Below are 15646 nucleotides of genomic sequence, written 5' to 3' on the forward strand. Positions count from 1 at the left end.
CGTCTACTATTTCATCTAGTGCTCGTTTGGGTGGAACTGCATTGCCTGCAGCCCTAGTTCACCTGGCTCGTCGACGGCACCCCCTCCCGAAGAGGTCGATGTCCTTCACCTACCGCTCGCGCTGCTGCGCCTTGTCGCAGCACGCTCGCGTTCCCTTCCGGATCGCGGCCCGCATCCGACGTGCCTTGTGCAGAGCTTGCTTCTACCTCTCATTCAGCGGAGCCAATGGTCCTCACTAGGCCTCGAAATCTCAGAGGTCCCGGGCGCCATGTTCGCGAGGCGGACCTATCTCCGAAGGAAGCCGCTCGCTTCGACGTCGCGGGGATCAGTCGCTTGCGCGTAGTCGCGGCGTGTTTGCTGGTTCTGCACGAAGAACGCACACGATAATGGGCCGGTCACCATCTATGTGCTCCACCTGATCAACAGGATGAGGTGGTTTCGCACAAACCCGCTGACTACTCGGCTTCAGGAGCACTTGCCCGTGTGCAGCGAGACAAGGAAGTCTAATGCAGATCACCTACCTCCGTATTTCTGGCTTCCAATCGTTCGGTCCGACGCCGACCACGATCGCGCTGCGTGATATCACCTACGTACTTGGCCCGAACGGAGCCGGAAAGACGGCGGTGCTCGAGGCGCTGTCGCGGCTGTTCAGCCCGCTTCCTACGCAGCGCAAGATCCGACACTCCGACTTCCACATCGCCGCCGGTCGCACCGCTGTCGAGGTGCATGCAGACGGGCCCGAGCTCTGGATCGAAGTAGACATCGAGGTCCCGGAATCGGGCGAGGACGGCGACCATCCGTCTGTCCCGCCTAACTTCGCGCACATGCGCATCGCAACTGAAGACGGAGTACCTCGAATCCGCGTCCGACTTACCGCCACGATCGCTCCGGACAATGTCATCGAGGAGAAGCTCCAGTACATCCTCGAAGCTGACGCCGATGGGACGCCGACGCAGCGAGCTGATATGTCCCGATTCGACCGCGCCAACATCGAAGTGCACTACCTGCCTGCGCGCCGCGATCCCGCTGAGCTCATCGCCTATACCACCGCTTCGCTCGTCGGACGGGCGCTGCGTGCTGCCGACTGGACAGCGGAGCGCACCACGCTCGACACGCTGTCCAAGGATCTCACCGACTCGCTTGCAGGGAACGCAGCGGTCAAAAGCATCGGCGTGCAGCTTGCTGGGGAATGGTCTGGGCTTCACTCCGGCGCCTTCTTCACTGACCCTTCAATCGCGTTCGGCAGTGGCGACCTGGAGAGTGTGCTGCGTCAGCTGACGGTCTCGTTCGCGCCGTCTCCGGCCGGTTCGTCGCTGCCGTTTGATCGGCTCAGCGATGGCCAGAAGTCTCTGCTCTACATTTCGCTAGTGCTCGCCTGGCAGTCGCTCGCGCGGGAGGTGTTGGACGGCACGGAGACGGCCTTCGATCAGCACCGACTCCGACCGCCGGTGCACACCATCATCGCGCTGGAGGAACCGGAGAACAGCCTTGCTCCGCAATACCTCGGTCGCATCATCCGGCAGCTCCGCAAGGCCGCCGAGCATGGAGACTCGCAAGCGCTGATTGCAACCCATTCACCTGCCCTGCTGCGCCGCGTCAATCCTGAGGCCATCTGCTTCCTCCGTCTTGACGGTGATCGTCAGTCTCAGGTGCGTCGGATCGTCCTACCGTCCAAGAACGACGAAACGGCGAAGTACGTTCGCGAGGCGGTGTTGGCGTTCCCCGAGCTCTACTTCTCGCGCTTGGTCGTTCTCGGTGAGGGCGATAGTGAGCAAATCGTGTTGCCGCGCGTACTTGCTGCGGCCGGCGTTGCGGAAGATGACGCGTCAGTCTCCGTTGTCCCGCTGGGCGGTCGCCACGTCAATCACTTCTGGCGCCTATTGAACGAACTGGAGATCCCGCACGTTACCCTGGTTGATCTGGATTCCGGTCGGTACCAGGGAGGGTGGGGTCGCGTGAGCAACGCACTTAAGCAGTACAACAAACTCAACCCAGATACCTTCACGGACGCCCAGATTGACGGGCTCGCCAAGTGGGACGACGTGGTCGATTTCCCCGTCTACAACGATGTGAGCCGTAAGATCGGTCACGGCCCGATCTATGCGCTGGAGCAAAAGAGCGTCTACTTCTCCCACCCGGTAGACCTCGACCTGATGATGCTCGAGGCCTTCCCCGACGCATACGGGGTGGAGTCGGTCGAAGCGCCCGACGAGAAGACCATCGCCGCCGTGCTCGGCAAATCTCACGCGAATGAGGACCACTTGCCCGAGGACGCCTTCGAGCTCTTCGATGACTACCACCGCTTGTTTGATCTCAAGAGCAAGCCCGCGTCGCACCTCAAGGCGATGGCGGCCCTGACTAACGAGCAACTCCTGGCGGATCTCCCCGAGGTCTTGCAACGCCTGGTCGCGGACCTGCAGGCCAAACTCGAGGCGCTTCCCGAGTGATTCCGCCAGAGGACTGGACTGCGGTCGGCGGGCTGGAGCTCGAGCCGAACGCTCTGAAAGCAGTCAGCGAGACCAACGCGAACGTCGTCGTTACCGCTGGCCCTGGCGCAGGCAAGACCGAGCTGCTCGCCCAGCGCGCCGACTTCCTGTTTCGGACGGGAGCGAGCCCGTACCCGAAGCGCATCCTGGCGATCTCGTTCAAGGTCGACGCCGCCCGCAACCTGCAGTCCCGCGTTCGGCTACGCTCCGGTTCTCAATACGCCGCTCGCTTCGACAGCTTCACCTTCCACGCGTTTGCCAAGCGCCTCATCGACAACTACCGTCCGGCACTCACGGGCCAGAACGCGCTGAACCCGGACTACCGGATCGATGCCCGCACGCGCATCCAGAACCAGCAGATCACCTTCGATGACCTCGTGCCTCTCGCGCTGGAGATCCTCGAGAAGAACGACTACGCCCGCGGCGCGCTGCGACAGACCTACAGCCACGTATTCATGGATGAGTTTCAGGATGCAACGACGGCGCAGTACGCCTTCTTGAAAGAAGCCTTCGCCGGCACCGGCGTGCACCTCATCGGCGTCGGTGACACCAAGCAGCGCATCATGGGCTTCGCGGACGCACTCGAAGGTGTCATGGCGACCTTCGCCGACGACTTCGATGCGACTGCTCTGCAGCTCTATCAAAACTTCCGATCCAAGCCTCGGCTGCGCCGGATGCAGAACCGCATGATCTTGGAGATGGACCCGTCCGCGGTGAGCCCGGACGAAGACCTCGAAGGCGAAGAAGGCATCCTGAAAGTGCTCCGCTTCGACACCGACGAGGATGAAGCAGCTTCGGTCACGGAGATGATCGGCGATTGGCTCGACGAAGGAGTGCCGTCACGGGAGATCACAGTGCTGGCTCGTCAACAGCCGCACCTCATCACGCGCGTCTTGGGGGAGCACCTCACCGCTGCTGGCATCCCGTACCGCAACGAGCAGCAGTCCCAGGATCTGACCGCGGAGCCCGCTGCCGCCCTGATCTTCAACTTCCTCCGGGTCGTCGCGGACGACGGCCGTCCCGAGGCGTACTCGGAATTGGTGCGCATGGTGACGCGCGGCGGAATCGAAGAAGCTGACGGCGTGCTGGACAGCAAGCTCCGAACGCTCCTCCGTGAAGCACGGCTGACCGTGCGCGCTGCCGGGTTTGATACGTCGGGCTTCGCCTCGTGGAAGCCGCTCATCAACTCGTTCGTCGAGTTCGTAACGCGTCCGGCGCTCAATGCGCTGTCGCCGTCGTATCAGCAGGGCTCGCGGCTCAATGACGTGATGAAGGAAGCCGCCGGTGGCTTCAAGCGCGAGTTGGCGGTCGACGGTGAGCCGGTCGCCGCGCTCGACCGCCTGTCGGAAGAAGATGCCGTCCGGATCCTGACTGTGCACAAATGCAAGGGTATGGAGTTCGAGAAGGTCATCGTTTTCGGCGTTGAGCCCCAGTTCTTTTGGGGCAAAAAGGACGCCGACGTGAAGGCCGAGTTCTTCGTGGCTATCTCACGGGCGAAGGATGAGCTCGTCCTGACGACAGCGCGCCACCGAACAAAGCCGGACGGCGCGAACGCCCACTGGCGCGAGGATTCGCCATCACATGAAGAGTTGCTTGGGTATGCCGATGAACCCTGAGCTGTCGTCCCGCACAGCCCGTTCGATCCGGAAAGGCTCGAAGCTTCACGTCGTTGATGTCGAGAAGCTCAAGCGAGCCTCTGACGAGGAGCCCTTCGTTCGTGAAAGTTTCGAGCTACTAAAGGTGGCATCGATGCTCCTCGTTGGAAAAAGTCGAGCCGATCGCGATATCAATCCTCGCGGGCGGGTATGCGCTGCCAGCCCGGTGAAACGGTGCGCAGGTCCTGTCCCGGGGTCCACGCCCTGACCTGGGAACGAACGAGCGCACCCGGATAGGACTTGCCCGAACCCATCTCCCGGTACACGTCCTTCCCCGTGTTCTCGACCCAGATCAGCGACTTCCGCTCCGCGGTGAGCCAGTCCTGCAGGAAGTGGGCGTCTATCAGGAGCTCGTTCTGGCCGACGTTGACAGAGTGCCGCAGAACAGCGATGAGTTGGCCGCTCGCGTCGGTCCACCCGTTACGGCCGTTCCAGTGGAGGATGCCCGGTGCGGGTCCAAAGAACTCAGGAGCGGGGGTATCGAACGAGATGGTTTCGAGGTTTCCTGGCGCGTACTCGTTCTCGCCGAGCAGCTCCCACACTGCGGGTCGCGTCGGAACGGTGAGTGGGTTCGTCCACTCGTGCTTCACGACACTCAGCGTCTCGCCGTGGTGGTGCCCGAACGGGTACTCGCCGACGTACCCGTTGTAGCTAGTGGGGAGCCGAGACATCCCAAGGCCGTTGATCAAGTCCCGTCCTTCGAGTTCGCCAAGGGCGACGGGAAGATCGTCGGTGCTCACCACGTGGGTGTAGAGGTTGGTCCAGACCTGGTGGGTGCGCTTCGTGGTGTCGCCGGTGAGGTCTGAGCTGTATGAGCCCGACACAACGATGTAGGGGCGTCCGTCTCGTTCGGCGGAGGTGACATCGATAGTGGGCAGGTCGGAGTCATCAGCCACCCATTGGGCGTCAGTTCTTCCAATCTTCGCGTCCCAGTTGTAGGCCGGCACCCAGGGACGGGGCGCATCGCTCGCGGGTTCAAACTCGGTCACTGTGGGGTCGACCTGCCGGACGATGGAGGATTCGGGTCCAGGAACTGCCGGCGGAGGGGCTTCCCAAGAGTCTCTTGTCCTAGGCGCGTGGTCGGATAGATGCCCGACAAGCCGGTTGAGCGCGATCCACTGGTACTTCTTGCCGATCCGTTCGATCCACTTCGGCTTCCCGCGCCCCGGCCCGTACTTACCCAGCACGTAGCCGTCGAAATTCGAAGGCAGGCGGGGTTGGTATCCGAACCGGATGACCTCTGCGACCACCCATCGCGCGCCGGCTGCGACGTCAACACCTGGCCGATCAAGGAGCTCGTGCGTGAGATGGTAAATGAAGAAGTCGTCGGCCGTGGTGGAGTGCACGAGCTTCGGGTAGTCGGTGTTGTCGTAAGGGGCAATGTCGTCTTCCGTCGGCCACGTCAGCGGCCAGGTGCTGCTGTAAGGGGGCCGGAAACGGTTGGGCGTGACTTCTGAGGGGAGCGCTCCGCGATCGTGTGCCGCTTCGAGGATGCAGCGTGCGGCGTCGCGAACGGCAGCGTTGGGGGTCAGGTCTGCGGAGGTTGCGAAGAATGCGGCCCAGACGACGCTGGCCGCTGCAGTCCAGTCCGCGCCGCTGCCGCTGGACAGCAGCGCCGAGTAGGAGACCTGAAGCGCGCGTTCGACGACCCACTCGTCGTCGACGACGCAGAATCGTTCGAGCAGGGCGGCGGATTGGTGAGGATGGCGCGCGAGCAGGCGGGCTGCGGCGATGGTGGCTGGCTCGCGAACGCGACGATCCGTCGCGCTAGTTGCCCACAGCAGTGCGGTGACCCACAAGCGTGTGGTTTCCGCGCCGACCTGGTCGAGTGGTTTCTCACCTCCCCAGCGGATGAGACGGTCGACCGCTCCGCTGGTGCCGTGACTGGTGTGCAGCCACCCGGCCAGAAATTGATCACGGGCCGCCATGTTGAGTCCGCTGAGGAACTCGTGGAGGAAGTCGGCGTTGAGCGGGTGGCCAGGGCGAGCTGCGAGCCTGAACAGCATCGTGAGGCCTGCGTCGAAGGTCTCACGGCGGCGCAAAGCGTTGGTGATGATGCTGCCCGTGTCGGGAGTGATGGAGGACACAGCTCGCCAGGCCGTGCCGGCGATAACGGCAGCGTCGCGGGCTGCGGTGTCGGGGATCTCGGCAGTGAAGGCGGGTAGATCGAGCCCGAAGCGTTCGGCGACGACCACCGAGACCGCTTCGAGGAGTCCGACGTCGATGGTCGTGTCGAGTCCGATGAGGTCTCCGAGGCGACCGGACAGCTGAGTGCGGATGCCAGCCGCGTCGTTCACGTGCGCGAGAGCGTCGGAGGCGATCAAATGGTGGCCGATGCGCTCGAAGGTGATGGTGATGATGTCGGTGCCGTAAGGGCTGCTGTCCGGGATAACGTCTTCTTCGACAAGACCTTGCGCGATGAGTCCATCGAGCAGGGACTTCTCCACACTGTTATCGGACCAGATCGGGTTCAGCACCGCCTGCGCGGCGACGCGGGTGAGCGGGGCGCCGTCCTGGTCTGCGATAGCGCCGGCCAGGACGTGCATCGCGCGGTGAACGATCTGGTCGGACACTGATGCGTCGATGCGGTTGCTGACGGCCTCGTTCGCGTGGTCGAGGACGATTTTGGTGAGCTCGCCCAGCCCCATGTTGGCCTGGTCGAGCGAGAGGCGGCCATCGGATTGCAGCGCTTCGCAGACTAACCGGAGGTAGAGCGGGTTATCGAACTCGCCGTGGATCGGTGGTGACGTCGGAGGCTCGAGGCCGTAGAACGCTGCGTATTCGCTGACCGCCTCGAACTCGACGCCTTCGAATCCCGTGTGTTCGAATCGGGGAATGGACATGCCGGGCGGGAGGATCTGGTTGACGTAGTGGGTGCGCGCGGTCAGCAGCAACCGAACGTGCGGGTATCTGCTGACGATGGAGATGAGGCGGTCGAGGTTGTCCCGCCAAACCGACCGGGGGCGGGTGTCGTTGAGCGCGTCGATGACGAGCAGGGTGGGTGCTCCTGCGGCGCGCGCGCTTTGGTCCAGGAGAGCGATCGTCTCCTCGCTGGTCAGGTCGGCTGGCATCTGGAGAACGTCGCGGAGGTGGGTGAGTGGGGCGTGGTCATTGAACCAGCGACCGTGCATCACGATGCTGGGCCGACCCTTCTGAAGGCGCTGGGTCGCAGCATCGAGGGCGAGGTAGGTCTTGCCGATGCCAGCGGGTCCGGTCATCAGCGCAACTTGCGAACTGGCGAGCGTTCCGAGGGGGCTGATGAGGAGCTCGATCGCATTTGCGAGTTTCCCGCCCACGTCACGGAGAGCATCGACGGCTTCGGCCGGGAACTGGACCATGTATTCGCGCTGATACTGCCTCCACCCCGCGGTGTCCCAGTGCTCGTGCGTGGCGTTCATCCGATCCACCTCGACGGCCTCCTGCTCCCTGACCACAGCAATGATGGTCTTGAGGGTTTGGTCGAGGCGATGGAACTCAGCATCCGTCCGGGCGCGCTCCCATGTCCTAAGTGCCTCAATGACGGTCGTGACGGCGTTACGAGCAGCATCCAGATCAGCCGCCGTTGCACCGCTTTCGGCGTGCTGCAGGCGTTGTGTCGATTCCGTGAGCTCGTCGACCTGGCCGAGGACGACCTGCCACCACTCAACGTCCGAGCAGAGCGCGGCGATGCTTAGAGCGGCAGGGACGTCCACGTTCAACTCTGGGCTGTACCGAGGTCTAGCAGCCTCGGTCGCGTCCTGCAGTCGGTCGATCCACCACTGTTGGGAGAGAACGTCGGCGTCGAACCAGTACCGCCGCTGGGTGCCCGAGGCGTCCAAGCGGGTTAGGCGTGCGGCGGTGTTCGTTGCCCATTCGAACTCGAAGGTGACGGTCATGCCGTGGTCGGCCGCCATCGTTTGCCAGCCGTCGAGCCAGCCACCGGGGTCGTTTATCTTCTCCAGCAGCGATTTCCCCTTGCCGCTCGTGCGGCCGGTTGGATCGGCGGGGATGGCGATGATGTACCTGGTGAGATCCGGGTGGTTGGTGAGGGCAGCTCTGACGGATGCGTCCAGCTGTGACTTATCAACGGCGGCATGGCTGGTCCAGTACTTCGCTTGCCACCCGTGCTCGGCGCCGCCGGGGAGGGTCCAGTAGCACTCGACGCCTCCGTCGCCTCCGGCTCCGTGAAGGGACACGAACTTCGCATCGGCGTCCGCGGGCTCCTGCGCGACCAGCTCGCAGATGAGTTGCTCGTATCCGTCGCGCTGGCCGCCAGCGCCCAACGACCGCACGCGGGCAAAGTCGATATTAGGAATGTTCACTCGGCTTGCTCGCCGGGCTGGACACGCTGCTCCGCTTGTCCAGTTTCGTTCAGCGGGTCTGTGCACGGACTCGTTTGGTCCGGATCATCATGTCTCTCGAGTGAAGAACTCCGAGGGGAGGATCGTTGCGAGATGCCGCAATCATCCGGCACTGGCGCTCGCATTGAAACGGCCGAGAAGCGGGGGCTGTTCATCGAGATGCTTGACGATGTCGAAGTGGTTGTGGGACACGATCGATCGGCGGAGCCAGCCAGCAAGCGAGCTCCTCTCGGCGCGGATCGGCTGCTACGGAAGTTGATCGCCGATGCCGCCCGGCGATGCATCGTGGTTGAGGGGAAGAACATCATCCGTCGTCGCCCATTCGTTCCGCTTCTGCGTCGTTACGGCGGGCTTCATGCTGATAGTTGTCTGCGATGCCCCGCAGGATGCGAGCCGTGCGTGGCCACCGTGTGGCGATCTTGCTAGCCATTTCCCGGTACTGCTGTTCGAGCACACGCTCCTGATCGCCGCCATCGAACAGGCCACGCGAAGTCACACCACGTTGATTGGTCCTGCCGATGTGCAAGCCCGTGTCGATCCGTGCATTGCCAACGTTTTCGATGACTTCCCGAACGGCTTCGGCCGGCCAAACCCCGTCTGACCCAACGGGGCTCGAGGCAAGTACCTGCCCGATCTGCTCGTCGCCGATCGATGCTCGCCCACTATCCGCGAGGGCAAGGCGGGCGGCGCGTACCCATTCCGTGAGGTGGTCGGCGTCGATATTGCCGTCGTCCGCGAGTCCGGGGAGCGTGCGCCAGTTGCGGAGCACTGAGAAGGATAGGTGCGCGAAGGCCTGCTCCTGTGGGGTGGGTGTTCGCTTGGGCTCCCCTTCCGCGCGGAAGATGGCGCTCACCATATTGACGAAGTCAGTGGGATCCTTACTCAGCGCCCGGTAGAGGGCGCCCGAAGGCTCATGGTCGTGGACAAGCTCAAAGAACATGAACTCGTAGCCTGGGAGCTCGTCGTCGTCGGGCACCCGTTGTTCCATGTATTCCATGAGTTTACCGACGTCGTAGCCGCTCATCGTGGTGTTCTGGGGAGGCTCCGTTCCTCGACGTATTGCGTCGAACACCTCCTTGACGAGACTGATCTCCGGTTCCTGATGCTCGTGCAGCATGATGCTCAGAAGTGCCATCGCCTCCCAAGGGCGACCATGGTGAACGAAGCGCCGAACACCCTCCACCCGATCAGCAGAGGCCGCAGCGAAGGGCTGAGCTCGCTTCCAATAGGCCTCTTCGAGTCCTTCGCCCAGCGAGGACACTTCAGTCCAGTACTGGCGGGAGAGGGGCACTGCCGCCATCAGAATCTCTCGAGCTTCGGCCTCCTGAAGCGCCGGGCTTGCTAAGGCTTCCTTCAGCCACTCCATCCCGCCTTCGTGGATTTTCACACCCACGTAGTTCAACGCTGCTTGATTCAAGTTGGGCTCCGATGAACTCAGCCACCCGAGAATCTCTTGATCTGGTGCATTGGCCGTGCCTGCGAGCAGCCGTCCCACGACATGGGGTGTCTTGACATCGATGGTGAGCGAGCGCAGTGCGTCTGAGCCGAGCACAAGTACGTGGTCGAGCGCCTCGCGTTGAAGTCGCGCGAGTTCGATGTCGTATCCGTCGTCGCCCAGCTTGAGATTGGGTACGTGAGCCCGCCAGTCGAAGAGACTGGAGAACCGTCGCCCGTCCTGGGTGGGCGCAAGGGCGTCGGCAAGTTCGCGGAACGTGACCACGTCCTCAGCGGGCATAGCCCACTCGGCGTCGGAGTACTCCTCGTGCCGATCTGCCTCGCTGCTCAGCGTTTCCCAAACCGCATACACGTCTTCGGGCGACCAGTCTTGAGCGCCGATGACCTCGCGGAGCTTGGCTAGGACTGTGACTCGTTCCTGGGGTGGCAGTTCATTGATCCGCGGAACAAGCTCCTTCCAGCGTGCTGCGTCGGTCCCAGCAGAGGCGGTGACGAGGCTGACGAGCTCATGAACGAAATGCCCCCAGTCCGCATAGGTGACCGATTGCCGGATGGGCGACCAGTCGCGATACGTTGGAGCGTGCGGCTGGAAAGCAACTGCGTGACTCTCAGGCCAGACGCCGAGGGCAAGCTTCCAGCCGACATCGAGTTCGCGCTGCAGGATACGCGCGATAACGGCGAGCTTGTCGTCGACGCTCGCGCCACTCTGAGGCAACCAGCCCGCGGCGACATTCTGCAGGCTCTCGAGCGGACGATTGCTTAGCCGACCACCGGGATCCAGCGCGGACAGCCTTCCAAGAAGCGCTGCCGCCCGACCGAAATAGGTCGGCGACCAGCACAGCGTCTCGAGTGCCCACAGCAAGTTGGGGTGTGGCGACGATGGTCCGAAAAGAGTGTCTGTGCCGCTGTCTTGGAACATCGTGCGAAGAATCGGGCCGGTGCGGTCCAAGTCGAGTTCAACCGCATCCTGAAATATCTCCGGGGCGGCTTCCGCCAAGCTGGGCAGGACGCTGGCCAGTCGAGCCCAGGTCGTTCCTGTGTCGTCGGCGTTCGCAGCTTGAAGTAGATCGTGAACGAGCCGGCTGACCCGCCCCTGCATGGCTAGGTCAGCGGGAAGCTCGACGTCACTCGCGGCGGCGAGCGCTAGTCCGTCCGCCGCGCCTTTTCTGAGCGTCTCTGAATGGGTCGGGTTGGTGCCTTGGGCGCTCGCGGTCAGACGAGCGACGGCATCCATGCCCTGGTTGGGGTCCGGTGTCAACAGAACATCTGCGACAACCTCGGCCCACTTCGATAGTTCACCATCAGTGAGCGTCGGTAGGAGAAGAAGAGCAGCCTCTGCCGGCGAGGTGACGCGCCAGGTGCCGCCCGAACGAACGAACGGTGCATCCGCACGGCCCGCGAGACTTTTCAAAAGGCGATCGATATCGTCGCGTGATCGTCCGGTCAGCCTTTCGATTACTGTGATGTCGCCTTCAGCGTTCGTCCACGAACCAACCAGAACGAGCGGTGCGAGGATTGCGGCTTGATCGGTATTGGTGACCCACTCTGGGGCTCGGAAGCGTGGTTCGCGCGCGATCGAACGAACGAGCGCGGGCACACTGCGACGCGCAAGGGCCACCATCGCCTCGGCCTTGTTCGAGTCGGACACGACGGCCTTAAGCGCCTCGCGAGCGGTTGCGCGGTCTACCTTGCGGAGCTCAATCTTCTTGGCGTTTCGAATGATGTCACCAGACTCGGCGATCAAGATCACCCGATGTCCGTTGTCGACGGCGGCCGCGAGGTCGGGCACATCGGAAAACAACGGAATGAGTATCAGAGGAGACCGCGATTCGGTCAGCCGCTGCCAGGCGGCGCTGTCGGTGACAACAATGGCCCGGTACTGAAGGTCGCTCTGCGCAGCCAAGGCGGCGAACGTGAAGGCAAGGGCCTCATCGCGCCACGGCGCTTGAACGGCCAAGATCCCATCGCCGGATCCTGCAGCAGTAAGGGTTGCACGCAACTCGTCGGCCTCAGCGGTGCGTCCAGCCGCGAAGAAGTCAGCCGGGAGCGCCACCGTCGTGCGACCCTGAAAAGCCTGCCACCACCGTTCGATGGTCTGTGCGTCTCGCGGTCGGTAGCCTAATCGCTCCGAAATCCAACGATGTACGGACGGAGATTCTTGGAGCCAACTCTCCAGAGCGTGCGCATCGATAGCCTTCACGTCAGAGAACTTCTTCTCGGCGGCGCGATCGGAAGCCCACGCACTACCGCCAGCCCAGTTTCTCGGCGTGGCGAAGACAAAGACTGAACTCGCGTCAGCGGGGAGCGCGAGCACCCGCTTGTCGTAGTCGCTCTGAGCCTTTCCTTTCGGATTTGCGTCCGTGCCGAACTCGAGGCGCAGCTCGCCGGCCGGGAGGTGCGCGCTACCTGCAGACGTGGCGGTGCCGTCCCAACCAGGCGCCGCCACACCTTCGTGAGCACGGACTTGCAGATTGCTGATGCCGGTAGTCACCGCGAGAAGGCGGCGCATCAGTTCGGGAAAGGCGGCCTTCGCATCATCGCGAGCAGCCCAGACGTTCAGTTCGTTCGCGGTAATAAGCTCCGGTCCGTCCGTGCGGAGTGCGGGCGCAACTGACGAAGCGCTTGAACCACGCTCTTTCTGAAGACGCAGTACCTCTTCTCGAGCGAAGCGATGCTGCTTCGAGCCAGGCACACGCGCCGAAATGAGGGTGCCCGCCGTGACCCAGTTCCTGACTGTGTTCTCGTGCACCCCAAGAAGATTCGCTGTTTCGCGAACGTTTAAGAGTGACTTGAGCTCATCTCCACTTTTCATACCACGAGTCTATCGCATTGTGGACTTTGTGTACCGAGATGGTTTGGCCAGTTCGATAAGTCGAATCCGACGTTCGGCCAGATCTGTCATCGGGTGACGCCCTCGAGACCCGATGCCACGCTGCGCGTCTGAGAAATCATTGCTCTGAACGAGGCTGTCCAGAGCGCGCATCGGATGCGCGATCTGCTGTGCACAGACACGTTTATGGGGGAAGAGGCGGATCTTGCTCTCGACCCGGAGATGACGACGCCGGATTCGTAGACGCGGTCGGTGTCGGGACCTCATCAGCATGCGCGCCCGGATCGAATTCTCTGAGCCTCGTTGCCGATTCGACCTCCCACAGAGTCGGTGGATCGCGCTCAAGCGGGACGCGCCTCAGTTCTTCGGGAACCTCGCGCGCACCGCGTCGATGCCCTGTTGCGCGCTTCGCCGCACCTCGATTTCGGGATCCTTCAGCAGCGGGCGCAGGAGTTCCACGTCTTCGACCGCGCCTACGGCTCCCAACGACCTCGCGGCTGCCGATCGCACTCGAGTCACGCTGTCGCCGAGCAGTCCGGCGAGTTCGGATGCTGCTGGGAGCGCGCGCGCCGCGACAACCCTTGCTCCCATTTCACGGACGCGCCAAGCCGGGTTGCCGAGCGTGCCGATCACCGCAGGCGCGGCCGACTCATCCCAGACGTACAGCAGTGCTCGCGTGCCCCAGAGCTCCGGCCAGTAGAGGACAGGCGCACCGTCGAGGATTCCTTGCGCGTGATCGCCGCCGACAAAGAGAAGAAGGTCGTCGCCCTCGTCATGCCCCTTGATGAGGTTGAGTGCTCGCTCAACAAACTCGGGCTGGCCGTACCGCTCGACGGCAGCCGCCAGCCGCTGCTCGAGCGGCAGGTCTACAGGAACGGGCGCAGGGTCTGAAGAGGAAATGTCAGGCATCCGATCACCCTACGCGGACCGCGCTCCGGTCAGTTGCCTAAGAGGCGCCTTCGCGCGTCGAACTCAGGATACTCCCGCCGCATCCTCATCCGCCGCCACATTCTTCTGCACGGCGAACTGCGTCCGGTGCAGTTCCTCGTACCGCCCGGCTGCGGCGAGCAGTTCCTCGTGTGTGCCGCGCTCCACGATCGAGCCATCCTCGATCACAAGGATCTGATCGGCACTCCGAATGGTGGACAGCCGGTGGGCGATCACCATCGCCGTCCGCCCCTGGAGTGCCTCGCTGAGGGCCGCCTGCACGGCGGCCTCCGACGTCGAGTCGAGCGCGGCCGTCGCCTCGTCGAGGATGACAACCCGCGGCTGGGCGAGCAGGAGCCTCGCGATGGTCATCCGCTGGCGCTCACCGCCAGACAGGCGGTAGCCACGCTCGCCAACCATGGTGTCCAGCTGGTCGGGCAGCGAGCGGATGAGCGGCTCGAGCCGCGCCCGGCGCACCGCATCCCACACCTCGTCGTCGGTCGCTTCGGGCCGGGCGAGGCGCAGGTTGGAGAGGATGGTCTCGTGGAACAAGTGGCCGTCCTGCGTCACCATGCCCAGGGTGTGCCGCATGGAGGCGAAGGTGACGTCGCGGACGTCCGCGCCCGCAAGACGCACGGCACCGCTGTCGACGTCGTAGAGGCGCGAGAGGAGCTGCGCGATCGTCGACTTGCCGGCGCCGGAGGTGCCGACGAGGGCAACGGTCTGCCCCGGCTCGATCCGGAAGGACACACCGTGCAGCACCTCCTCGCCGCCGCGAGTATCCAGCGTCGAGACCTCCTCGAGCGAGGCGAGCGACACCTTGTCGGCGGACGGGTAGCCGAAGTGGACATCGTCGAACTCGACGGAAACTGGGCCTTCGGGAACGGTGATGGCGTCGGGCTTCTCCTGGATGAGCGGTTCAAGATCAAGCACCTCGAAGACGCGCTCGAAGCTGACCACGGCGCTCATGATCTCGACGCGCGCGTTCGCGAGGCTCGTCAGCGGCGCGTAGAGGCGGGTGAGGAGCAGCGCCAGGGTGACCACGTCACCGGTTTCCAGCTGGCCGCCGAGCGCGAGGACGCCGCCAAGCCCGTAGACCAGGGCGAGGGCAAGCGCGGAGACGAGCATCAGTGCAGTGAAGAAGACGAACTGCAGCATCGCGGTGCGGACTCCGATGTCGCGAACGCGGGCCGCGCGGACGCGGAACTCCTCGGCCTCCTCATCCGGCCGACCGAACAGCTTGACGAGGGTCGCACCGGGCGCCGAGAAGCGCTCGGTCATCTGCGTGCTCATCGCCGAGTTGTGGTCGGCGGCCTCGCGACGCAGCGCGGCCAGGCGGCTGCCCATCCGGCGTGCGGGGATGAGGAAGATGGGGAGCATGATCACGGCCAGCACGGTGACGAGCCAGGACGTGCTGAGCATGACGATCAGGGTCAGGATGAGCGCCACGAGGTTCGTGACCACGCCAGACAGTGTGCCGCTGAAGGCCTGCTGAGCGCCGATCACATCGTTGTTGAGGCGGCTCACGAGGGCGCCCGTCCGTGTGCGGGTGAAGAACGCGATCGGCATCTTCTGCACGTGGTTGAAGACGGCGGTGCGGAGGTCCAGGATCACGCCTTCGCCGATCCGCGCCGAGTACCAGCGCGTCACGAGCGACACGGCGGCGTCGGCGATGGCGACGAGAGCGATGACGACGGCGAGCCACACGATCGTGGAGACCGCGCCCTTCGCGACGATGACGTCAATCACCCGGCCGGCGAGCACCGGCGTCGCGACCGCGAGAACAGCGCCCACGATCGAGAGTGCGATGAAGATCACCAGCTTCGACCGGTAGGGCACCGCGAACGTCAAGATCCGCCGCACCGACTCACGGGAGATGCCGTTCTTGCTGTTCTTGGCGTTCGAGATCTTGTAGAGCGAACTCCAGGCCACGCCTTCCATGCTCATAGCGGT

At 63.6% G+C, this 15646-nt stretch carries 6 protein-coding genes; 2 read left to right on the forward strand and 4 right to left on the reverse strand.

Annotated elements, in window-relative coordinates; genetic code table 11:
* Nucleotides 1–506: 506 nt before the first annotated feature.
* Entirely contained in the window at nucleotides 507–2447 is a 1941-nt protein-coding gene (locus tag FHX72_RS01370) for an ATP-dependent nuclease (RefSeq protein WP_183622564.1), read from the forward strand.
* Entirely contained in the window at nucleotides 2444–4102 is a 1659-nt protein-coding gene (locus FHX72_RS01375) for a UvrD-helicase domain-containing protein (RefSeq protein WP_183622566.1), read from the forward strand. Before FHX72_RS01370 ends, FHX72_RS01375 begins: the two co-directional genes overlap by 4 nt.
* 170 nt (nucleotides 4103–4272) lie before the next feature.
* On the opposite strand, the gene FHX72_RS01380 is transcribed toward FHX72_RS01375, so the two are convergent.
* From FHX72_RS01380 to FHX72_RS01395, 4 genes are all read right to left on the reverse strand, one after another.
* Nucleotides 4273–8442 (reverse strand): NACHT domain-containing protein, encoded by a 4170-nt coding sequence (locus tag FHX72_RS01380; RefSeq protein WP_183622568.1) that lies wholly within the window; start codon nucleotides 8440–8442, stop codon nucleotides 4273–4275.
* A gap of 343 nt (nucleotides 8443–8785) precedes the next feature.
* Nucleotides 8786–12748 (reverse strand): helix-turn-helix domain-containing protein, encoded by a 3963-nt coding sequence (locus FHX72_RS01385; protein ID WP_183622570.1) that lies wholly within the window; start codon nucleotides 12746–12748, stop codon nucleotides 8786–8788.
* Nucleotides 12749–13123: 375 nt separating this feature from the next.
* Nucleotides 13124–13675 (reverse strand): HEAT repeat domain-containing protein, encoded by a 552-nt coding sequence (locus FHX72_RS01390; RefSeq protein WP_183622572.1) that lies wholly within the window; start codon nucleotides 13673–13675, stop codon nucleotides 13124–13126.
* Nucleotides 13676–13738: 63 nt separating this feature from the next.
* The gene (locus FHX72_RS01395; protein WP_183622574.1) at nucleotides 13739–15640 is read right to left on the reverse strand and encodes an ABC transporter ATP-binding protein; all 1902 of its coding nucleotides are present in this window, start codon (nucleotides 15638–15640) and stop codon (nucleotides 13739–13741) included.
* Nucleotides 15641–15646: the final 6 nt, after the last annotated feature.

The sequence above is a fragment of the Pseudoclavibacter helvolus genome (assembly GCF_014191305.1).
Lineage (GTDB): Bacteria > Actinomycetota > Actinomycetes > Actinomycetales > Microbacteriaceae > Pseudoclavibacter > Pseudoclavibacter helvolus.

Coding starts and splice junctions, on each gene's coding strand:
- FHX72_RS01370 (WP_183622564.1), top strand. CDS start 507: ATGCAGATCACCTACCTCCGTATTTCTGGCTTCCAATCGTTCGGTCCG.
- FHX72_RS01385 (WP_183622570.1), bottom strand. CDS start 12,748: ATGAAAAGTGGAGATGAGCTCAAGTCACTCTTAAACGTTCGCGAAACA.
- FHX72_RS01390 (WP_183622572.1), bottom strand. CDS start 13,675: ATGCCTGACATTTCCTCTTCAGACCCTGCGCCCGTTCCTGTAGACCTG.
- FHX72_RS01395 (WP_183622574.1), bottom strand. CDS start 15,640: ATGAGCATGGAAGGCGTGGCCTGGAGTTCGCTCTACAAGATCTCGAAC.